Source organism: Acinetobacter sp. ABJ_C4_1 (assembly GCF_044538495.1).
GTDB classification, from domain to species: domain Bacteria; phylum Pseudomonadota; class Gammaproteobacteria; order Pseudomonadales; family Moraxellaceae; genus Acinetobacter; species Acinetobacter nosocomialis_A.
The window spans coordinates 548682-570014 of sequence record NZ_JBIUCQ010000001.1 but is presented as its reverse complement, the minus strand read 5'-3'; the positions used below and the strand labels follow the sequence as shown (position 1 = coordinate 570014).

The following is a 21333-nucleotide window of genomic DNA, read 5'->3' as shown; positions in this document are numbered from 1 at the left end:
ACATTATGAAAAAAGCCCTATTTTTATTAGGTACTTGTTTACTTACAGCAGCTTGTAGTACGACTTCGTATAAGTCTAATACCACGACAACAACATCTGAGGTAAAGACAGCGGGTCAGCTTAATTGCTTACCTACAGAACTTTGTCCAAGCTTACTCGTTAAATGGAATGAGCAACAGAAAAACCAAGTCCGTGTAGATGTACATTTAAGTAGTAGTTATAACTTCTATGATATTAATTCATTAGTATTTGATATTGATGGGAAACAATTCAGTTATAAACCAGCTCAAGCTACTGAGAAAACAAATGTCAGTCGCCTTGTTCCTAAGCACTCGACGACATACTTTATTATTCCAAGTCAATTCTTACAGGAATTTAAAAACGCGAAAAATATTAATGTATTAGTTAAAACAGATAAAGGTATTATTGAGCGAAATATGTATTCACCGCAAAAGCAATCTTCAGTATATAAAAATTTCGTAGAACTTTATCAAAGCTTAAAATAATCATCTGATTTAATTAACTGATGCACTCAATCTATTGACTAGAGTGAGTGCATTAATCTTTTAATAATAAAAATGTTTCGGCTTAGCATGTAAAAAGGCTGGAATCAAACCAGTTAAAGCCGCACGAATATCTGCACGTTCATTAATTAATTGGTGAGACCCCTCTTCAAGCATTAATAATGTTTGAAGTCTAAATTTACGGCGAATAAACTCAATGTTATAACGCCAGTCTACCGTTTGATCTAACGCTCCTTGAGCCAACCAGACAGGAATACGGCAAGCTGGTCGTTCTTCCATTTCCTGCATCCATTTTGACATTGCCAAAATCCAGTCCATACCCATCATGCGTGGCTGTAACGGATCTTTTAAACGGATAAATCTTAAAAATTCAGGGTTATGGTTATTGCGTCGAAAGTGTCTAGGAACCTGACGCTTTATGCGGCGAATAATGCCGAGTCCTACTGGATTATGCCACCATGCAGTTTTAGCAGGTCGGATTAATGGAGAAAGCAATAAAACTCTATCAACAATTGGGTCTTGTCTTTTTTCTGCATACTCAAGCAGGTGGTGCATCCAAATTGCCCCCCCCGTACTTTGACCTATACCAACCCAAGGTTTAGGTAATTGATCTGCATGTTTTACATACCGATAAACAGCCATTAGAACTTGCTGGTAATGATCAAAATTTTGAATACTTGCTGGTGAACCATTGCTCAAACCATGACCAGGTAAATCATAGGTAATGACACTAAAGCCTTGTTCAAGTATTTCACGAATGATGGGTTGATATATCCCGCTATGCTCAAGATAACCATGTAACAAACATACAGTTCCCTGTACTTTATCTACTTTAGGCTTAAAAACTTGAACATGTAGACGAAATAAAGGCATTTGAACATAGCCTTGCCAATGGTCACAGTCAAGCAAATGCAAACCATATAATTTTCGGTATGCTAAAAGTTCACGAGAAGGTTCTTCTAATGTATTTAAATTAAGTGGACTTAAAACTTGCGGAGTGAGATCACGGTTAGGTACCGGTAAATCTAATTGTTTTAATACGGCAGGATTGAGAAATGGAATCTCAGACATTAAGGCACCTCTCGACAATCACTTGAACCAAATAACATGTCACGAATTGTCGCAAGTAATTCATAATTTGCACGACGACTATGATCGTAGTTTTGTGTACTTGGTTGCCAACGTGTAAGTGCTGTTGGCATTGCGGCAATCACTGGAATCGTTTCGATGCCATTCAAAGCAAATAGACGGCGCGTACGCGGCATATGATATTCATCTGTGACTAACATCACCGTAGGTGCACCACCTTTCTTTTGAAGCAGCAATGAACTAAAGCGAGTATTCTCACAAGTATTCATACTTCTTTGTTCTAATAATTTTGCATCAACGCCACGTTCTTTCAACCAAGCCTGCATGTAAGGAGCTTCAACACCACTTAATACAATGGGTAAATGGTTTTGCTTTTCAACTTCTAGCGTTTTTTCCAGTCTTAATCGTGTATAGCTGTTAACTACAATATCTTTGCCATTTTTATCTAAAGTTAAACCACCACCTAGCACCACAATAGCGTAGGGTTCTGATAACTTTTTAGGTTGAGTCGGTAACGGATTTTTACGGACATATTCAACTTTCTGCTCAGGCTCACTTACCGCTTTCTGATGTTCTGGTACGACAGGTTTTCTGGCTAAAAACTCAGTATATTGTTCGGTAAGCGCTTTGTTTTCAGAACTATTAATAAAAAGTGCCTCATCAATAGGACTACTTGCTTCGTCAGCAGCATCAATTTCTGAGTTTTTAGCAACTAGAGGTACACTTACAGCTGAGGTGTCGTCCTTTTCTTCCTGCTCTTGTTCTTTTTCTTCTAAAAGAATAATTTGCTGCAAAGCTTTATAGTTCTCTTGGATGTAGCCCAAGTCTTCTGTCTTTTTTTCACGTATCGCATCTTCGGTCAGCTTTAAATAAGCTTGACGTGCAATCCATAAGTTTGAACCTGGCTCTAAGTTATCATGTTCACTTAATGCAGCTTGTCGCTGGCTTTCCGCTGCCACTTCATTCACATCTACCGGAACAAAATAGTTAAGTCCAGCTACAATAAGTTTTGAGTAAAATGGCGAATATAAAAAAACCACGAAACAGCCTAATAGTACAAATAGCACAGTAACTACTTGTACAAAACGTACCATCAAGTGTACTTTTGGCATAGACCTATTCCGTATGATTTTCAATTAAACCTAAACTGTTATAAAGCACAGGCTCTGGTTCTAACATAACATGGAATCGCTGATCAACATCATGTTGTACAGCTTGATAAGTTTTCTTTACATCAGCAAGAGATGCATTGGCATAATTCACCAAAACCAACGCTTGTTTGTGAAACATCCCTACTACACCAAGTTGTTTCCCTTTCCAACCTGCTTGATCAATTAACCAGCCCGCTGCGATTTTAACGTTGCCGTTGGCTTGAGGATAATGTGGAATTGTTGAAAATTGTGTGATTAAGCGTTCAAATTCTTGAGCACTTACAATCGGGTTTTTAAAGAAACTTCCTACATTTGGATATGCTTTAGGATCGGGTAATTTACTTTGGCGAATACGGATGACCTGATTTTGTAAATTCTCGGCAGTTAGACTGTCTCCAACCGCTTCCTTTAAATCACCATAATTCAGCTTTAAATGAGCTTGTTTAAGTAATTTAAAGGTAACATGCGTAATGATGTAGCGTGTCGGATCATCTTTAAAAATGCTATGTCTATAAGAAAAATGACAGTCGGCCGCCAAAATTGATTGGGTCTCTTTAAGTTTACGGTCATAGACTTGTACTGACTCAATAAACTCACCAACCTCAACACCATAAGCACCAATATTCTGTACTGGTGAAGCACCGACTAAGCCCGGAATAAGGGCTAAATTTTGCAAGCCAAACCAGTTCTGCTGTGTGCTATATAAAACAAAATCATGCCAAATCTGTCCTGCACCCACTTTGACACGAACAAAATCCTGATCTTCAGATAAAACTTCTATACCCTGAATATCAAGATGAATGACTAGCGCATTAATTTGCTGCGGTAACAACATATTACTACCGCCAGATAATACAAGTACATTTAGCTCATGCGCTTTAGCAAAATCTAAAGCTTCTTTAATGTCTTCAACAGACGTGATCTTAGTATAATGAGAAGCTGTTACATCTAAACTTAAAGTATTGAATGGCTTAAGCTGTACTTGATTTTGAATTTGCATTGTATTGATAAACCTATTCTTAAACATTCAATTGTTTTTTTAAGACATTAATCCATGCCAGAGTACTTGATTCACATTGGTCAAGTACGCGCTCGAAACCATCATCACCGCCATAGTAAGGATCAGGCAAAGCTTGTTTTGGATATTGAGGATCATGTTCACTCATTAATGCTACTTTTGCTCGAATTTGATGGCTACCAAATTGAAAAATAGTGCTTTGTAGCAAATCATGAATATCTTCAAAGTTCTGATGATCCATTGCCAAAATCAAATCAAAATCTAAAAAGTCTTGAGTTGAAAGTTGTCTGGCACGTAAAGATGATAAGTCATAGCCTCTTTTCTTCGCATGCAGTTGGCTACGCTGATCAGGTGCTTTATTCGGATGATAATTGCTCGTTCCAGCTGAATCGACAATCACATTAAGTTGATGTTTATCACAATAATGTCTGAAAACAACTTCGGCCGTGGGAGAACGGCAGATATTTCCTAAACAGACACATAACACCTTATACTGCGTTTCCATTAGAAATTTATTCCAACCACTTGAATTACATATGAATAAGTATTTTGCACGTAAAATCTTGCAAAATCCTGACTAAACTATCAATTGTTGTCAGGTTTGAGTTGACCATTGTGACAAGTTGCATTTTGTCAAAACTCAGATGGGTTGAAAAGGAAAATAATGTTTATCAATAGATTAAAAGTTGATAAATCAGGCGACAAAGTAGCTAAATTTGTATTTTTATTTTCATTAGATACGCTAAATATATTTTCAGCAAAAACATACTCAATTATAAAAGCCCTACTCATAGGGCTTTAAATAAATCACTTAGATGCAGTCATTAACTCAATCATTTCCTTTGTTGGCCTTAAGCTACCTAATTGCCACTGTTCAGGTGGATATTCATCAATTCTTATCCAAACATGCTCTCGAAAAGCCGGATTACCCTTACCCTCTATTTCTACAAATAAGTCTGTTATCCGTTTAAAAAGTTCAGCCTTACTGTCTTTATCGAGTAAACCTTCTATAGTTTGTATATTTATAAATGGCATAATACTACCTGAATTAATGTTAGGTCTAAATTATAGACCCATCCTAATTGGAGTTTCCTCTAATGTCAAATCAAATTATTCCAGACCATAAATTTCCCGTAGATGTATGTGGAATCTTTAAAATTACTGAAATATTGAATGACAGATGGACAATCCTCTTGTTAAGAGAAGCTTTCTATGGGGTAACAAAATTTAATGATTTTTTAGTAAATACAGGAATATCAAAACAAATTTTATCTAATCGCCTCAAACATCTTATTGAATTAGAAATATTTGAGTTATCAATTTATAAAGAAGTAGGTGTACGAGAACGCAAAGAATACTTACTTACCCAAAAAGGTAAAAGTCTAAATATTGTTTTGCTTGCTATGCTTGAGTCTGGTGGTAATTTTATTGAAGCAGATCGGGATGTTGTTAAAGTTTTTAAGAAAAATTCAGATGATGAACTCAAATTAAAACTTGTTGATTCATCTAATCAAGTCATAGATCTTAATAATCTGGAATTGAAACTAACTCATCGCGTCAATAAGAAATAAATTGTATATCTTGCTTTTTCTTATGTTAAAACTTCATCGAAAGACTTTTACAGATAAAATAAAAAAGCCTACTCTTTCAAGTAGGCTTCCCCTTATGACTTTGCGCTGATCATTAAGGTTTATTGTTGTTTAAGGCAACATCTCAATTTTACAGAAATACTTAATAATTTAAACCCACCTTTAGTCGAGTCAGGAGGTCTTTTACAGTGCAAATTCTCTTTTAGAAAATCACCTATCCAAAATATTCACATTCTATTTTCAATTAAAAAATCATTTATTTTTAAATAACTTATCAGTCATATTTCTATCAATTTTGCTACGATGACCATTCTCGAAATATCGGTCTACATGACATAGTTTTGTTTTGGTATCACAGAACACACCATTTGAAAGTGTAAATGCTGAAGTATCAAAATCGCCTTGAGAGAACGCTTTATTCGCTTTATAAGTGCCTAAGTATTTAGCTGTAAGTTTTTTAGAGATGCCCTTTTTGTCTGCGCAAATGTATTTGTCACAAATTACACCCTTTTGAGGTGAATATACACCAGAGTTGGTTTTTGCCATCGCTGCGGAGCTAAGCATGAAGCAAGTGCATCCAATAACACTAAGTAAAGTTTTAGAAATTTTCATTTTTTAGAACCGAATAAAATTATAAATTGTTAAGGCATTATATAAATTAGAAGCTTGCCAGAAAATCTATAGAGCCCTATAAATAACAAAAAGCCCACCGTTCAATGGCTTCTTAAATAACTTGTGCATCGCCTGAATATCCGATTTCGAGCACATAAAAACAATGCTCATCTTATACAACACTCAACATAATTGCCCCAGAACTACTTTATTTTAAAGTGTCTTATGCTAAGTTATTTAAAGATTGAATCTTATAGAACCGTTCAACAATAATTTTCAAGAATAAGGAAATAACGTATATGAGCCATTTTCAATTTCAAACCGTTCCAAACATCATCTCTGGCTTAGGCTCTATACAAGAATTACAAAATGTTTTGTCATCAAAAGCTTACCGTAAGTTATTACTGGTCACCGATGCTGGCATGATCAAAAATCAGTTACATCTACCCATTCTTCAAATTTTAGATACACTCAATATTGAATATGACATTTATGCAGATGTACAGGCTGACCCACCAGAACAAGTGGTCTTAGATGCAGCCAATTATGCAAAACAGCAAAATGTAGATGCCATTATTGGTTTTGGTGGTGGCAGTTCTTTAGATGTTGCAAAAGTAATCGCTTTACTCGCCCACCCCGACCAGACTCAAAGTTTGCAAGACATGTATGGCGTAAACCAAGTAACCACCACTCGCCTACCACTTATTTTAATTCCAACGACAGCCGGTACGGGTTCGGAAGTAACGCCTATTTCAATTGTGACCACTGGCGAGACAACAAAAATGGGGATTGTCTCTCCAGTACTATACGCCGACACTGCAATTCTTGATGCTACCTTTACTCAAAACTTGCCGGCACACATTACTGCTGCAACAGGTATCGATGCGATGGTGCATGCCATTGAGGCATATACTTCTAAACACAAGAAGAATATATACACCGATATTTTAGCTAAGAATGCTTTGAAGCTACTAAACCATAACTTACCGAAAGTTATTAAAGATGGTAATGATTTAGAAGCACGTCAAAACATGCTGTTCGGTTCAATGCTCGCAGGTCAAGCATTTGCAAACTCGCCTGTTGCCGCTGTACATGCTTTAGCTTACCCATTGGGTGGTCATTTTCATTTGTCGCATGGACATACCAATGCTTTAGTGCTGGTTGAAGTATTAAAATTTAATGCGCCCAATGCAAAAAAATACTATGCAGAGCTTATGCAATGGCTCGACCCATACAGCAATGGCAGCACTGATGGCTTGTGTGATTTATTTATTGACCATATGCAGAACCACTTAGACCGTAGTGGCTTGACCTTAAAACTTAGAGATTTGGGTATTGATGAGTCGAGCTTACCTCGGCTTGCTGAAGATGCCATGTTGCAAACCCGTTTACTACAAAATAATCCACGTGACATGACAGAAGCCGCTGCTTTGGCAATTTATCAGGCGATTCATTAATGACTAAACCAATTTTAAAAACCCGAGATCAATTTAAGTTCTTTTTAGACATTCAAACGCGTTGGGCAGATAATGACATCTATGGTCATGTGAATAATGTGACTTACTATAGCTACTTTGATACAGCAGCCAATGCTTTACTCATTCAAAAAACAGGTTTTGATATTCATGAAGCACAGTCAATTGGGTTAGTGGTTGATTCAGCTTGTAGCTTTTTACAAGAGTTATCATTTCCAGAAATTATTCAGGTAGGTGTGGCAATTGGTAAAATCGGTACGACTTCACTACGTTATGAATTGGCAATCTTTAAACAAGGTCAAGATCAAGCCTCAGCTCAAGGACATTTTGTACATGTGTTTGTTGATCGCGAAACGCGTAAGACTGTGCCAATTTCTGAGTCAGTTCGTGAAGCTTTAAAAAGTTATTTATTATAAAAAATGGGGCAAAAAGAAAATAAGTTGTTCTTTTTGCCCACCTAAAATTACATCATTGCGGGGTCACTAAAAGAGTCTTCACCCGTTTCGACTCGTCCAGCAAAACGTCGGAAATAATATGGATCACTCTGACTGGTGATTTCAAAATCATACCAATGTCCCACGTCAGCCAAAGCCCAGTGTTGCTTAACAATCTGTCCCGCTTTTACGGTAAGTTGTAACGGCGTATCTTGTCGATATGCACAAGGTTTTACCGTCAAAAGTGCATCTTTGGTTCCTTCATTCATGAGTTCTACGTATACATCACCATTGGCAATGTCATAGCACACTCGAATTTCAGGTTTAACACTACTATCGACAATACGTTGAGTATCGCCTTTAAAATGACGATGGTAGCCATTTGGACCAAGTACCCATAGGTCATAACGGCCCAAGTTATCTTTTAAAGCGTCCCATTCATCATCTAAAGTTTTATTCGGCTCGACAATATAACGCTTTGGAATAAGGTCTAGGTTAAGTTTGTCATATACATGAAAAACCGCTGCTTGCTGACCTGTATTAGAGAAAATCAATTGCACTTTACCATCGGCTTTACAGCGTGCGCTGGTGTGCAACTCGTAAGGTAGCGCACGCGACAGACGTATGCCACTTTGCTGAATCGGCAACTTAATATCGGTTGGTACAGGTACAGCAGGCAAAGCTTCTTGATTTTTCCTTAATGTATCTGCCTGCACACGTGTTTGTTTACCGTTGAGCTGCGGTAAAACATCTGCATTTGGTGTTTTAAAGTTAAATGCACTGGTTAAATCACCACATACTGCACGGCGATATGGACTGATATTCGGCTCTTTCACACCGAAACGTTTTTCTAAAAACATGAGCACAGAAGTATGGTCAAACACTTGCGAGTTTACCCAACCACCACGACTCCATGGAGAAATCACATATAATGGAACACGAGGACCTGGACCATAAACGCGTCCATCAGGTGTAGGCTGTGAATGGCTTCCCTCAGGTGCAGCATGATCAAAATATTCATCCTGCATATCGGCACTACTTAATGTCGATTTGCCAGCGTATTGACCATTTGCAAGTCGTGATGGCGCTGATGGTGACGGTATGTGGTCAAAGTAGCCGTCATTTTCATCAAAGTTAATAAGCAGTGCTGTTTTACTCCAGACCTCTGGTACAGCAGTTAATGCATCAATAATTTCTTGAATAAACCATGCCCCTTGAACTGGGCTTGAAGGGTCTGGATGTTCACAATAAATTGAGGGCGCATTAATCCAAGATACTTGTGGTAATTTACCCTCACGAATGTCTCGTTTAAAAGCGTCAAGGTACTCTTCGGGTTTATTACCCGGTAGCGTATTTGCAATGCCTTTATAAAGTGGATTTTTGGCATTATCAGTAGCAGCATCATAGGCTTTATACGGTAGTTTTTGACCCGTATCTGCATATGGTTTGTTTGGTTCACCACCGCTTGCAACAGGATAACCAGATGCAATGTTGGCCTTTCGAAATGAACGAAATGCCCCAAGCATGTTATCGCCCCATTCATCTGGCATATTTTGATAACAAATCCAGTTTACCCCTGCTTCTTCCAAACGTTCGGCATAAGTTTTCCATGTATAACCGCGATCTGCCGTCGCTGGGTTACCATCAATCCAGTCCCATTCATTATTTACAAATGAACGCTTGGTCGGTGTTGCACCATTTGTACCCGTTAAATGATAAGAACGGTTTGCATCTGTTCCAGTGTGCATAGAGCAATGGTAGGCATCACAAATCGTAAAGGCATTCGCAAGTGCAAACTGATATGGAATTTCTTTTTCTTTAAAATAACCCATGGATATATCAGTTTTATGGGCTGGCCAATTCGCCATACGCCCATTGTCCCAAGCCAGCTGACTGTCATTCCACGTATGTGGCGTACCATCTGCACGCTGCGCATTATTGGCTGTACCATCTAAATGAAAAGGCGTTAAAACTTGCCCATTACTTCTAAGCTGCTCCCAAACACGGCGGCCACTTGGCAGAGGAATTGTAAAACGATCAGCAAAACCTCGAACACCTTTTAACGTTCCAAAGTAATGATCAAAAGATCGATTTTCCTGCATTAAAATAATAACGTGTTCGACATCCTGAATGGTGCCAGTTTTATTGTTTGCAGGAATTGCTAAAGCTTTTTGAATACTAGATGGGAAAGCTGCCAATACCGCTGCACCAAAACCCATATTTAAAGAATAATTTAAAAATTTACGACGTGTAATCATGATCAGGTTCTTTTTATTATTTAAGTTTATGGTGCACAGCGTATTACAGGCTTTTTACCTGTATCTGGTGTATTTGAATTATCATTTGATGAGTCGTTACAACCACTCAGTAGAATGGCGCCGATTAATAAAAAATATGAATATTTAAAACAATTTATTCCAGTGCATTGCCTTTTCATTGCTATGTTCAATCCATTTAAAATCTAAAATGGCTAACATAGAAAAGTACAATGACAGTGACATGACCCAAATATTTCAATCCAGTGAAAAATATGAAAATTCTATTATTTTCATATTCTGCACCAGATCAAAACTCAGTTAAATTTAAGGCTTTAATTGAATATTTTGTAATTCGCCATCAAAAGTTTCTATGAGGCTCTTAATGACAGGTTGTTGCTGTAATAGCTCGGCTGCTCGGTGAAAGGCTTTTTCTTTACGCGCACTTTGAATGGTATATGGTGTAGATGTATTCAAAGCACCATATTCAACTGTAAATTGAGTATTCGGCCATTGCTCATTTAATGCATCAATAAGGCCTTGCTGCAATTGGGTCAGCATATTTTCATATTCTTGAGGAATATGGAAAATAGTATTGCCGCCAATTTCACCGGTCATTACACCATGTTGCGCAAGTTCTTGGACGGCTGGTGAAAGCTGGCTGTTTCTAAACCAGTATTCCCATTTTTCAAGTGTCCACTCACCTTCTAAAACTTGAGGAGCCAGCTTCAAGATATCTTGAGGCATCAACTGACCGTTATCAGTTGCACTAGGCTCTTTTACAACGGCAACTGTTTCTGTTTGAACCATTACTTCGGCTTGTACAAATGACTGTTGTTCAATAACAGGTTCAGAAGACAAATCAGGAGTTATAGGCGCATCTTGATCAAGGGAAAATTCAGCGCTAGATGTCTCAAACAAACCTTGAGGCTCAGCAGAAAAAGCTGGTTCTGGTTCAATTTGTTTTGCTTGGGTTTCTGCCTGAACTTGTACTAACTTTTGTTCTGGTACAGGAATGAAATCTTCTTCCAAAACACTAACAGTCTCTTGAACAACTGCTGACTCAAGCCCAATCAGCTCATGATGATTTGGGTCAAATACCATTAAATCCTGATTAGACTGAGGTTCAGGTTCAGGTTCAGGTTCAGGTTCAGGTTCAGGTTCAGGTTCAGGTTCAGGTTCAGGTTCAGGTTCAGGTTCAGGTTCAACCATAGCGGGTTGACTAATAACTTCAACAGGCTGAACAGCACTTACAGGAGCAATATCTTGAACTTGTTGCTGTACTTGGTGATTCACCACTGCTTGTCCATTTTGTTGAACAGGCTCTGATACTAAAATTTCATTAGGCGCTAAAGGACGGAATGCCAATAAGCGTAAAACGCACATTTCAAAACCTTGCTCTTGCGTCACGGCAAGTTGCAAGTCTGAACGACCTTTACAAGCGATTTGGTAATAAAGCTGCAAATCTTGAGCAGAAATCAGCTTAGACAGTTGCATGATTTTGCGATTGATTTCATCGCTATACTTCAAACTCAAATCAGGTAGATATTGTAAAATTGCCAATTCATGCAATGTCGAAATCAACTGATCAAGCACAAGTGAAACATCTAGCGCTTGATGTCTAAATTGCAATAAAAGCTGACTAACTTTCTCACGTTGGTTCTGATGAATCGCTAAAATCAAATCATAAATGATCGTACGGTCAATCAAGCCAAGCATTTCTTTAACATCTTGATGATGTACAGAACCTTGACCATAAGCAATCGCTTGGTCAGTTAAAGATAAAGCATCACGTAATGAACCTTGAGCAGATTCAGCAATTTGCCAAATTGCATCTTGATCGGCATTAATTTGCTCTTTTTCAAGAATAGCACCAAGGTGCTTGGTAATTTCATCGACGGCTAAAGGTCGTAGAGTAAATTGCAAACAACGTGAAATGACCGTAATCGGTAGCTTTTGTGGGTCAGTCGTAGCAAACAGAAACTTAACGTGTTCTGGTGGTTCTTCTAGTGTTTTTAATAACGCATTAAAAGAATGCGTAGAAAGCATATGCACTTCGTCAATCAGGTAAACTTTAAAACGACCTTGCGTTGGCGCATAAGGAACGTTGTCTAAAAGTTCACGTGTATCTTCTACTTTGGTTCTTGAAGCAGCATCGATTTCGATCAGGTCAATAAAGCGACCTTCATTTACTGCTTTACAGGTTGCACAAACTTCACATGGTGTAGAAGTCACACCCGTTTCGCAGTTCAAACACTTGGCTAAAATACGTGCAATTGTAGTTTTACCTACACCACGCGTTCCTGTAAATAAATAAGCATGGTGAAGACGACCGCGTTCCAATGCACTACTTAATGCACGAGAAACATGGTTTTGTCCCACTAACTCATTGAAATTACGTGGACGGTATTTTCTAGCAAGTACTTGATACATGTATGCTCCTTTTTACAGGCATAAGCATACTTTGTTTTTAAAAGAGTGTGAACGCATAAAGCTCATATCCGTACAGATAAACTGCGAACTGACTTCTTTTCTCTACCAGAACCATTTATTTGTCTAAGGATGATCATGATGTAGCTCTTGATCAGTTATACCTTCATCCATGGTTTGCACTAGCCCTACACCATCCTTAATTTCAGCAGAATAATTTCCTTTCTCGGTAAAAATCTGCATGATCGTGTAGTGGTCTTTTTGACTTTGAGCAATAGTAAAGAAATTCTGATTTGGATCGCCCTGATCAAATTTTCCAGTCCACCGAACAATATCTTGGTCAACAGGTTCGATCTCTACAATTTTACCTGTGCGATTAATGCCATATTCCAACATTTGGAACTTAACAGTGTCGCCCACTTTTTTAAGTTCAATCACATTTGGATCATATTTAATGATCATACCTTTCGCATTTTTAAGCAGCGGAAAATTAATATTAGAAGGAAGCTGATCTTTTTCTATTTCATTAAAAACAATTTGTTGCCTAGACAACTTTTCCTTTTCTGATGAACTCAAATTCAGCATATTTTGACGAGTAAATTCATCCTGGCTATCTGCCACTTTTGTCCCAGACTCTTGCCGACTTTCTAAAGGCGACGTTAAAGCAGAAGAGCTTTGCTGTGAAAAAGCAAACCAGATTAAAACTGCTAACGCCACACAAGCGATAGCAGTTCCTATTAACAATTTATTTTTCTTCATTATTTACAGCTAAAATAGAGATTAGTTATATAGAGAAATTTTCTGCGCATTCAGGTTAATGACACTGACAGCATCAATCTTCCCTTCTTCACCTAAACGTACACCATATTTAGGGTTATATAGATACGGGCTAGAGTAAAAATTAATATTATTACCGCCCATTACTGTACTTCCTAACGGATGAGCAAAGCCCGAGCCAATATTGGTTGAACCATTATGGTACAGACCAAGATTGTGCCCGACTTCATGACGCATGGCCGCAAAAGAACAACCTGCAATATCATTTGCGCCAATCATGTTATATGCAGAAGCATTAATCCAAGCCCAACCACAGCCACCGTCTCCCGGTTCATTACCTTGATAATAAACACCGTCTGCCAATACACGTTTTCGCTCATTTTGTACCGTCGTGTCATCTCGTCCAGTCGAGATTGCTTCTTTTAAAGTGGTAGCAGGGATTTTATAAGTTAAATAGCCCACATCTCTTAAGTAAAAACGTGCATTTGAATTTTCAGCGGTTAAATTTGTTAGATTTACGCCTTCAATCATTCTAAGTTTTGCAGCGCTCTCACCTAAAATTGCATTTACTTCGGGGCTAGAAACTAACAACATATCAATTGTATAACTATCTACTATCCAGCCTTGAGCGGTATATATAAAACGGCGATTTTCACCATTTTTAATTGCTGTCGACAAACCATTAGCAGCATTAATATTGGTGTCTGCCGATGCATTCGACACAATAACCACCTTATCCCCAACTTGAGCTTGAGCTGGTAGCTGCAAGGTCGGCTGCCAATTTGATGTAGACAGTTTTACTTTTAAAGTGGGCTGAGTCATATTCGGTAAAGTTGCAGGGATTGTTGCCGTTGAATCAATTACCTTTGTTGGTGAAGAGATCAGCTGCCAATATCCTTTGTCGCTTACATACATAAACTCATATTGATCGCCTGTTTTAAGTGTTAAGGTCGCTTGGCTATTAACATTGGTATTATTAATTTTTGCAGACCAAGTCGCTGTAGACTTAATAATAATTCTATCCCGATCACTTGCAGTGGTAGGCAAAGTAAAATTGGAAACCCAGTTCCCATCTCCAAATGCAATTTCGGTAAGCGGACTACTTACCGCGGCTAAAGATGTTCCGATTTGCTGAACATTTAGCTTCTGAGGTTTTATATATTCTGGAACCCATTTTCCTAAAGCAGAATAATATTTAAACCAATATTCAGAGCCATTTTTTAATGTGAAACTGCTTGGGAATAGTAAATTTGTTTTATCAATCTCTGAGCTTGCACTTGCTGTAGAAACAACTTGTACAGTTGTTCCGTCACGTACATCACTCGGTAATGCAATGGTTTGTGCCCATTTGTCATTTTGAATAAGTATTTTTTGCATAGATGCAGTGGTTAATGGAATGACTTCATAAGTCGCACCATTGGTAGGACTCACGGTTGCTAACTGAGCAATCCATTTATTTTGACTGCTATTAAAAATGAATTGATAAACATCACCGCTATTTATCTTCAACACTTCTAACGGAATATTCGTATTAGAAGTGTCTAAATAACTACTGTAAGCGGCACTAGAACGAATTGTAATTTTGTCCAAATTATTAGCATTTGTTGGTAAAGAGAGATTTTTGACCCAATTTCCATTAGCTAAAGAAAATTCTAAATCTGAATAACCCGACGGAATTGATCCACTATTATTATTCTGATTTGGTGAAAGTACAGTTGCGGCATATACAAGTGAAGATGCAACAATTGCTCCAATAATAAGTGATGTTTTTAATTTAAAATTCACAGTAGCCTCTTTTATTTGTTTTAGATTTTCGAATAGCAGGTTAACAAACCATTTTTTTCCAGTCAATTTTCAAGTTAATAATTTTTTATTAAATTTCAAATAGATGAACATTGAATCATTTTGAAATAAAAACATGAAATTTATTAAGCAATAGTTTATTTATGAGAATTAAATAACTAAATTTATTATAAAGAAAATATTAAACAGACATTTAAGGGTAAAAAGAAAGATTGTCTCTCTTTTTACCCTTTATTTTAGTTTACTTTCTTAGGAAAGCTAAACCAGACAAATACAGTTAAAAGGAAGAAACAAATAGCTGAAATTGTAAGCACCCAACTATGCGCATAGCTAAAAGCTTGCTGAGCAACTGCAATTAATTGCCCTCCCAAAGGGCTTTCAAGGTTAGAAGCTAATTGCATGGTTTCACCAATCGAGATACTCGCTTTTTCAATTAAGCTCGTCGGAAGCTCGGCTGGTAAAATAATTGAGCGGCTATAAAACCAAGATAACATTAACCCAAATATAGCAACGCCCAAACCAGCACCAAGCTCATAAGCCATACCTTCAATCGCACCTGCTGCACTTGCCTTTTGAGGCGGTACCGATGACATAATCGCAGCAGTTGAAGCCAGTAAGGCAATCTCAATGCTAAAGCCTAAAAACACCATACACGTCCATGCTAAAAAATGATCGGTCGAGAAGTTAAGCTGAGCTAGTCCCCATAGACTGAGTGCACTAATTAAAATCCCTAGACTCGATACAAGTCTAAGCCCCCACTTATTCAAGCAAATACCAGCTAATGGACCACCTAAACTAATTGCAATCATGAATGGAATAATAAACATGGCTGCCTGTAATGGAGAAAACCCATGTACAAACTGCAACTCTTGAGACAAGAGTAATTCAAAGCCAACCAAAGCAATCATAGAAACAACGGCCATAACAATACTGGTAGAAATCACTGGATGTTTAAACAATTCCAGATCAATCATTGGTGTCGTAGCTCTTTTTTGGCTTCGAATGAAGTGAATTAATGTACTTATACCAACCACAAACATCACGACTGTAAGTACCGAGAAGTTGTACATCGCCGATTTGATTGAATAGATGAGGCTTAAAATAGCTACAACCAAAATTAAAGCTTGTCCTAGGTTAATTGGCTGATCAGTTTTCTCTTGTTGTTTAGGAATGATCATCGCGATCATGACCAGAACGACTAAAATAATCGGGATATTGATGAGAAATACTGCTCCCCAATGGAAATGTTCTAGTACAAAACCACCAACCAATGGACCAAAAGCTGCTCCGCCACCACCCACTGTAGACCAAAGACCAAGTGCAAAATTTCTCTGCTTTTCTTCGGTAAAAGCATTACGAATACCTGATAAAGTGGCAGGAATAAGCATCGCTGCCCCTAGACCTAAAACAGCACGGGAAGCAATTAAGGCGTAAGCCGTTGGAGAAAAAGCCGCAGCTAAGGAACCGACTCCAAAAATTGCAGTTCCAATAAATAATAATTTTTTAAAGCCAATACGATCACCCAGTGCACCCATCGGCAAAATCAAACCCGCCATAATCAGTGAATAAATATCAATGACCCATAAAAGCTGATTGGCAGTTAAATTCAATGCTGCACTTAAAGATGGTGTAGCAACATGCATCACCGTTGCATCAATCGTAACTGGTAAATAAATAAGGACGATAATTGTCAGGATTAACCATTTTTTTTGCATAACGCTCTTCAATATCCAAAACTTGGACATGTGTTCAAATCATGGTTATTATATACACAATTGGACACTTGTCCAACTTTTGGTTTTAATGTAATTTGTGTCGAATTCAGTCAGGTGAAAGAAACATGGCCTATCTTAATCGCGATCAACGCAGAGAAATGATTCTGCAAGCTGCCATGCAAGTTGCTTTGGCTGAAGGTTTTACAGCCATGACGGTACGCCGAATCGCAACAGAAGCACAAACATCAACCGGACAAGTTCACCATCATTTTTCTTCGGCATCTCATTTAAAAGCTGAAGCTTTTTTAAAGCTCATGGAACAGCTTGATGAAATTGAACAAACCCTAAAAACGACTAGCCAATTTCAAAGGCTATTCATCTTATTAGGCGCAGAAAACATAGATAGACTTCAGCCCTACTTACGCTTATGGAATGAGGCTGAACTCTTAATTGAACAAGATGTTGAAATACGAAAGGCTTATAACCTTGCCATGCAGAATTGGCATCAAACAATTGTGCAAGCAATTGAATCTGGTAAAAAAGAAGGTGAATTTAAAAATATATCTAATTCAACAGACATAGCTTGGCGGCTCATTGCCTTTGTATGCGGATTAGAAGGGATTTATCAACTTGGTTTACAAGGTTTAGCTGAAGAAGACTTTAAGCGCCATACCGAAGCAATTATTCGCCTAGAATTATTATAAATATAGAAGCTGGCATTTATTAAAAACACCAGCATTTATTGATTATATAAAACTTAGAACCAGCCTTTACGCCCTTTTAAAACTTGGTCGGTGCAACGTAAGGCTTCTTGAGTCAGCCCCCACAAACGGTAATCACCCGTGATCGAACCAATTTGAAAGTTATGAGTATAGGCAAAACTCAGGTCACGCTCAGGATCGCACCACGCCCCTGAACCATTGTAACCAATATGTCCAAAGCCATTTTTAGCGCGTTTACCCATGGTAATAATGCGGTGATATCCTAAACGCCAATTCATCGGAATTGGCATGACACGATCACGTGCATAACTTTGAATGGTACTGAGTTCTTTAAATACTTCTGGGCGAATAAGTTGCTGTCCATCCCACTCACCGTGATTTGCCAGCATCGCATAAATTTTAGCAAGACTATTTGCAGTAAACGTACCGTTCGCCGCCGGAATGACTGCTTGCAATCCTTCATCACTAAAGAAACTAAAATTCTTCATTCCTTTTGGAATCATGGCATCCTGAAAATCTTGTGGGTCCTGTCCAGTCCACGTAATCATTTTTTCAGAGAGTGAACTCTTGCGTGCTTGAGGCTTTTTAGGTTTTTCAACTTGGGGAGCCGCTGTTTTTTCAGGTTTGGGTTGAATAATTAAACGTGCTACACGTTCCAGTTCGCTTGCAGGCGTACCAAAATAAGCGCCGTCCAACTGCAAAGGCTCAACGAGATATTTTTGCATGAGCTGATCTAAAGATTGACCAGTTGCTTTTTCAAGTACTCCACCGACAAGCCAGCCAAATGTTAAAGCTTGATAAGCATTGCCCTCTCCGGCAAGGAATCTAGGCTTAGTCGCTGCAATCACATTTAACATATGAGACCAGTCGAGCATTTCTCTTGCACTTTCGATAATATTTCGAACATCAAACATACCGCTTTGATGACTTAGCACATGACGTAAAGTCATTTGCTTTTTACCATTTTGAGCAAACTCAGGCCAATAAGTCGCAATCGGTTTGTCGTATTCTAAAAAACCTTCACTTACTAAAATATGCGCTAAAGTTGCGAGTACGCCTTTACCTGTAGAGTAGCAAACTGCCAAAGTTTCAGGTTGCCATGCTTCATTTTGTGATTTTAGACCGGTGTAGATATCTACAACTTTCTGGCCTCTAAAATAAACTGCTAATGCAGCTCCACCTTGTCCTGTTCTAGCATCTTGTAGACGGCTGAACTGGTGAGCTAAATCCATAAAACGTTCATCTAAAATACCGTGATAGTTATGGGTATCGGCCAGTAAAATTTCTTTAATCACATGAAGTTCCTTGCATTTTTTGTTATTTTGCTTAAAAACAGCCCAAACCTCTGTTCAGGCTGCTGATATTTTTATAATGCTTTTACAGTTCCTGCAACATGCGGTTTTTGTGATTTCGCATTCCGAATCAAGAAATCAGTCTTTTTATCTGCATTGGCAGTTAAGAACTCAACTTTTGACGGTAGGAACATTGGTAGCTTAAACCACACATCTGCTTCATAAGCATTTGGTAATTCGAGGTTCGCTAGCGCTTTAGCTTTGCTCCACATGCCATGCGCAATGGCTTGCTTAAAGCCAAATGCTTTTGCAGTAATGGCATGAATATGAATTAAGTTAAAATCACCAGACACTTTCGCATAACGGCGGCCTGTATTTTCTAAAATATCCCACTGGGCCTTTGGAACATAAACAGGTGCTTGTTCTTCTTTAGCTTTCTCACCCACTCTTTTCTCGACTTTTTGACGAGATAAATAAGTTGTTAAGCCTTCCATTACCACTTCATTGCCAACTTTCGCAGTCGTAATAAAGTCAAACTGAACACCTTTATCATGCGGTTTTAGTTCCCCAAATTTACATGACAGAGTGAGTTTTTCAGTTACACCAATTGGTCTGGTTTGTTTAATCTGGTTACGGATATGAACTAAGCCTAAAATCGGAAATGGAAAAGCTTCTGCCGTCATCATGTGCATTTGCAAACTTTGAGAAAGCACAGCCAAATAAATTGCCGGTACAAAGCCATTATTTTGAAAGCCACATACTTCGTTATAAGCTTTGAGATGGCTTTGATCAATTTCAAGACGGTCTACCACATATTCAACTTGTGGCAAGATTTTTGGCCCCTGAGGCTTTTTAAAAATTAACCCTTGTACTACTTTTGGATAAGCCAATGCCGCTTTTGGTAGTTGGCTAAAATGACGAGTATTCATACCTAACCTTTTATAATTTATAGATTCTTGAATAAAAAAGGGATGCACAAGCACCCCCTATTTAGCTAAAAGTGCTTAAGCGCCCAACAAGCTTTGACCACACACACGCACAACGTTGCCGTTTACACCTGTAGACGCAGTTGATGCAAACCATGCAATTGTTTCTGCTACATCAACAGGTAAACCGCCTTGTTGCATTGAGTTCATACGGCGACCAGCTTCACGAATTGCAAATGGAATCGCAGCAGTCATTTGAGTTTCGATGAAGCCAGGTGCTACTGCATTAATGGTAATACCATTTTTTAAGATAGGTGCAGTAAATTTAACTAAACCAATTACACCAGCTTTTGACGCAGCATAGTTTGTTTGACCAAGGTTACCCGCAATACCACTAATTGATGATACACAAACAATGCGGCCATTTGCATTTAGACCATCGTTTTCTAACAAGTAGTCATTTACACGTTCAGCAGCAGACAAGTTAATGTTAATTACTAAGTCCCAAAGCTCTGGCTTCATGTTTGCCAAAGTTTTGTCACGAGTAATACCTGCGTTATGAACGATAATATCTAAACCGCCTTGTTTTACAGCAGCAGTTTTAATTTTTTCGCCCGCATCAGCAGCAGTAATGTCAATTGCCAATGTAGAACCACCAATGTCAGCAGCCACACGGTCAAGGTCAGCTTGTTGTTGTGGTACATCTAAACAAATAACATGAGCGCCATCACGTGCAAGCACATGTGCAATTGCCTCACCAATACCACGGCTCGCACCAGTTACTAATGCAGTTTTACCAGCAAGCGGTTTTGCCCAATCAACATCAACCACATCTGCTTTAGACACACGAACAACTTGACCAGACACATAAGCTGAACGTGGAGAAAGCAAGAAACGTAAAGTTGATTCAAGGTTTGCAGCAGCGCCTTCATCAACATAGACAACTTGAGCAGTAATACCCTTTTTAAATTCTTTACCTACAGATTTGATAAAGCCTTCAAGTGCACGCTGAGCAATCGCCTGTTTTACAGTTTTTGCAGTTTCAGGAGTTGTACCAATCACAATCACTCGACCAGAAGTCGCAACTTGACGTGCAATCGGGTTAAAGAATTTATAAAGTTCGTTTAACTGTTCTGAGTTTTGAATACCAGAAGCATCAAATACTACTGCTTTGAATTTTGATTCTTTGTCGCCTGCATTGAATGGGCGTAAATTTAAACCAACTTTTGCAGCTTCTTGCTGTAATGCAACATTATTACCGACATAGCTGTCAGCATGAATATTGCTAAGTACTTGTGCAATCGCACCAGACAATACACTTGACGGCGCTGCGCCAACCAATACTGCACCATTCACTACTGGCTGAGCACTTTCAAAACGCTCTAATGCAACTGGCGATGGTAAACCCAGATTTTTAACAACGAATTTACCAATAGGAGATTGTGTAAATGCTTGGTATTGATCAGTCATGATTATTATCTCTCAAAGAAATGAATTTTCTACGACAGGCTTCATTATGTT

The 21333-nt window shown here is 38.3% G+C and carries 19 protein-coding genes; 5 read left to right on the top strand and 14 right to left on the bottom strand.

Annotation, left to right across the window (positions count from 1 at the left end):
• The first annotated feature begins 2 nt into the window (after window positions 1–2).
• Window positions 3–506 carry a hypothetical protein gene (locus ACIF8R_RS02605; protein WP_081404935.1) on the top strand — a complete coding sequence of 168 codons (504 nt, stop codon included), beginning with the start codon at window positions 3–5 and terminating at the stop codon, window positions 504–506.
• Window positions 507–566: 60 nt separating this feature from the next.
• On the opposite strand, the gene ACIF8R_RS02600 is transcribed toward ACIF8R_RS02605, so the two are convergent.
• The 5 genes from ACIF8R_RS02600 to ACIF8R_RS02580 form a co-directional block, all read right to left on the bottom strand.
• Window positions 567–1595, bottom strand: a complete 1029-nt coding sequence (locus tag ACIF8R_RS02600; RefSeq protein WP_263613936.1) for an alpha/beta hydrolase — start codon at window positions 1593–1595, stop codon at window positions 567–569.
• A complete protein-coding gene (locus ACIF8R_RS02595) occupies window positions 1595–2725 on the bottom strand; it encodes a YdcF family protein (RefSeq protein WP_396478883.1) in 1131 nt (376 codons plus the stop codon). The genes ACIF8R_RS02600 and ACIF8R_RS02595 overlap by 1 nt, the downstream gene beginning before the upstream one ends.
• 4 nt (window positions 2726–2729) lie before the next feature.
• Entirely contained in the window at window positions 2730–3764 is a 1035-nt protein-coding gene (gene murB / locus ACIF8R_RS02590) for a UDP-N-acetylmuramate dehydrogenase (RefSeq protein WP_396478881.1), read from the bottom strand.
• A 19-nt stretch (window positions 3765–3783) separates the two neighbouring features.
• Complete coding sequence (locus tag ACIF8R_RS02585) at window positions 3784–4287, bottom strand: low molecular weight protein-tyrosine-phosphatase (RefSeq protein WP_396478879.1); 504 nt, start codon at window positions 4285–4287, stop codon at window positions 3784–3786.
• Window positions 4288–4589: 302 nt separating this feature from the next.
• Complete coding sequence (locus ACIF8R_RS02580) at window positions 4590–4817, bottom strand: tautomerase family protein (RefSeq protein ID WP_209048224.1); 228 nt, start codon at window positions 4815–4817, stop codon at window positions 4590–4592.
• A gap of 62 nt (window positions 4818–4879) precedes the next feature.
• Between ACIF8R_RS02580 and ACIF8R_RS02575 the strand changes: the two genes are divergently transcribed.
• Window positions 4880–5353, top strand: a complete 474-nt coding sequence (locus ACIF8R_RS02575) for a winged helix-turn-helix transcriptional regulator (RefSeq protein ID WP_396478877.1) — start codon at window positions 4880–4882, stop codon at window positions 5351–5353.
• Window positions 5354–5623: 270 nt separating this feature from the next.
• Here the strand turns inward: ACIF8R_RS02575 and ACIF8R_RS02570 are convergent, their stop codons facing one another.
• Window positions 5624–5983, bottom strand: a complete 360-nt coding sequence (locus tag ACIF8R_RS02570; RefSeq protein ID WP_311070639.1) for a YcgJ family protein — start codon at window positions 5981–5983, stop codon at window positions 5624–5626.
• A gap of 299 nt (window positions 5984–6282) precedes the next feature.
• On the opposite strand from ACIF8R_RS02570, the gene ACIF8R_RS02565 reads away from it, so the two are divergent.
• Together ACIF8R_RS02565 and ACIF8R_RS02560 are read left to right on the top strand one after the other, a co-directional pair.
• Window positions 6283–7440 carry an iron-containing alcohol dehydrogenase gene (locus tag ACIF8R_RS02565; protein ID WP_396478875.1) on the top strand — a complete coding sequence of 386 codons (1158 nt, stop codon included), beginning with the start codon at window positions 6283–6285 and terminating at the stop codon, window positions 7438–7440.
• Window positions 7440–7874 (top strand): acyl-CoA thioesterase, encoded by a 435-nt coding sequence (locus ACIF8R_RS02560; protein WP_396478873.1) that lies wholly within the window; start codon window positions 7440–7442, stop codon window positions 7872–7874. The genes ACIF8R_RS02565 and ACIF8R_RS02560 overlap by 1 nt, the downstream gene beginning before the upstream one ends.
• A 47-nt stretch (window positions 7875–7921) precedes the next feature.
• Here the strand turns inward: ACIF8R_RS02560 and ACIF8R_RS02555 are convergent, their stop codons facing one another.
• From ACIF8R_RS02555 to amvA, 5 genes are all read right to left on the bottom strand, one after another.
• Window positions 7922–10150, bottom strand: a complete 2229-nt coding sequence (locus ACIF8R_RS02555) for a phosphocholine-specific phospholipase C (protein ID WP_396478871.1) — start codon at window positions 10148–10150, stop codon at window positions 7922–7924.
• A gap of 324 nt (window positions 10151–10474) precedes the next feature.
• The gene (locus tag ACIF8R_RS02550) at window positions 10475–12580 is read right to left on the bottom strand and encodes a DNA polymerase III subunit gamma/tau (RefSeq protein ID WP_396478869.1); all 2106 of its coding nucleotides are present in this window, start codon (window positions 12578–12580) and stop codon (window positions 10475–10477) included.
• A 123-nt stretch (window positions 12581–12703) separates the two neighbouring features.
• Entirely contained in the window at window positions 12704–13336 is a 633-nt protein-coding gene (cpaB, locus tag ACIF8R_RS02545) for a metalloprotease secretion chaperone CpaB (RefSeq protein ID WP_396478867.1), read from the bottom strand.
• Between the two features lie 21 nt (window positions 13337–13357).
• Complete coding sequence (gene cpaA / locus ACIF8R_RS02540) at window positions 13358–15139, bottom strand: metalloendopeptidase CpaA (RefSeq protein ID WP_396478865.1); 1782 nt, start codon at window positions 15137–15139, stop codon at window positions 13358–13360.
• 254 nt (window positions 15140–15393) lie between these two features.
• Window positions 15394–16872, bottom strand: coding sequence for a multidrug efflux MFS transporter AmvA (gene amvA, locus ACIF8R_RS02535; protein WP_396478863.1), 1479 nt, complete (start codon window positions 16870–16872; stop codon window positions 15394–15396).
• Between the two features lie 125 nt (window positions 16873–16997).
• Between amvA and ACIF8R_RS02530 the strand changes: the two genes are divergently transcribed.
• The gene (locus ACIF8R_RS02530) at window positions 16998–17576 is read left to right on the top strand and encodes a TetR family transcriptional regulator (protein WP_005306446.1); all 579 of its coding nucleotides are present in this window, start codon (window positions 16998–17000) and stop codon (window positions 17574–17576) included.
• Window positions 17577–17629: 53 nt separating this feature from the next.
• On the opposite strand, the gene ACIF8R_RS02525 is transcribed toward ACIF8R_RS02530, so the two are convergent.
• From ACIF8R_RS02525 to ACIF8R_RS02515, 3 genes are all read right to left on the bottom strand, one after another.
• The gene (locus ACIF8R_RS02525; RefSeq protein ID WP_396478861.1) at window positions 17630–18889 is read right to left on the bottom strand and encodes a serine hydrolase domain-containing protein; all 1260 of its coding nucleotides are present in this window, start codon (window positions 18887–18889) and stop codon (window positions 17630–17632) included.
• A gap of 71 nt (window positions 18890–18960) precedes the next feature.
• The gene (locus ACIF8R_RS02520) at window positions 18961–19815 is read right to left on the bottom strand and encodes a MaoC family dehydratase (RefSeq protein WP_396478859.1); all 855 of its coding nucleotides are present in this window, start codon (window positions 19813–19815) and stop codon (window positions 18961–18963) included.
• A gap of 75 nt (window positions 19816–19890) precedes the next feature.
• Window positions 19891–21282 (bottom strand): 3-oxoacyl-ACP reductase, encoded by a 1392-nt coding sequence (locus tag ACIF8R_RS02515; RefSeq protein ID WP_396478857.1) that lies wholly within the window; start codon window positions 21280–21282, stop codon window positions 19891–19893.
• Window positions 21283–21333 lie beyond the last annotated feature (51 nt).

What these genes read in the sequence shown, in the direction of transcription:
- ACIF8R_RS02585 (WP_396478879.1), bottom strand. Translation starts at nt 4,287, where the DNA reads ATGGAAACGCAGTATAAGGTGTTATGTGTCTGTTTAGGAAATATCTGC.
- ACIF8R_RS02565 (WP_396478875.1), top strand. Translation starts at nt 6,283, where the DNA reads ATGAGCCATTTTCAATTTCAAACCGTTCCAAACATCATCTCTGGCTTA.
- ACIF8R_RS02515 (WP_396478857.1), bottom strand. Translation starts at nt 21,282, where the DNA reads ATGACTGATCAATACCAAGCATTTACACAATCTCCTATTGGTAAATTC.
- ACIF8R_RS02600 (WP_263613936.1), bottom strand. Translation starts at nt 1,595, where the DNA reads ATGTCTGAGATTCCATTTCTCAATCCTGCCGTATTAAAACAATTAGAT.
- ACIF8R_RS02520 (WP_396478859.1), bottom strand. Translation starts at nt 19,815, where the DNA reads ATGAATACTCGTCATTTTAGCCAACTACCAAAAGCGGCATTGGCTTAT.
- ACIF8R_RS02530 (WP_005306446.1), top strand. Translation starts at nt 16,998, where the DNA reads ATGGCCTATCTTAATCGCGATCAACGCAGAGAAATGATTCTGCAAGCT.
- cpaB (WP_396478867.1), bottom strand. Translation starts at nt 13,336, where the DNA reads ATGAAGAAAAATAAATTGTTAATAGGAACTGCTATCGCTTGTGTGGCG.
- ACIF8R_RS02575 (WP_396478877.1), top strand. Translation starts at nt 4,880, where the DNA reads ATGTCAAATCAAATTATTCCAGACCATAAATTTCCCGTAGATGTATGT.
- ACIF8R_RS02550 (WP_396478869.1), bottom strand. Translation starts at nt 12,580, where the DNA reads ATGTATCAAGTACTTGCTAGAAAATACCGTCCACGTAATTTCAATGAG.
- ACIF8R_RS02595 (WP_396478883.1), bottom strand. Translation starts at nt 2,725, where the DNA reads ATGCCAAAAGTACACTTGATGGTACGTTTTGTACAAGTAGTTACTGTG.
- ACIF8R_RS02580 (WP_209048224.1), bottom strand. Translation starts at nt 4,817, where the DNA reads ATGCCATTTATAAATATACAAACTATAGAAGGTTTACTCGATAAAGAC.
- amvA (WP_396478863.1), bottom strand. Translation starts at nt 16,872, where the DNA reads ATGCAAAAAAAATGGTTAATCCTGACAATTATCGTCCTTATTTATTTA.
- murB (WP_396478881.1), bottom strand. Translation starts at nt 3,764, where the DNA reads ATGCAAATTCAAAATCAAGTACAGCTTAAGCCATTCAATACTTTAAGT.
- ACIF8R_RS02570 (WP_311070639.1), bottom strand. Translation starts at nt 5,983, where the DNA reads ATGAAAATTTCTAAAACTTTACTTAGTGTTATTGGATGCACTTGCTTC.
- ACIF8R_RS02555 (WP_396478871.1), bottom strand. Translation starts at nt 10,150, where the DNA reads ATGATTACACGTCGTAAATTTTTAAATTATTCTTTAAATATGGGTTTT.
- ACIF8R_RS02560 (WP_396478873.1), top strand. Translation starts at nt 7,440, where the DNA reads ATGACTAAACCAATTTTAAAAACCCGAGATCAATTTAAGTTCTTTTTA.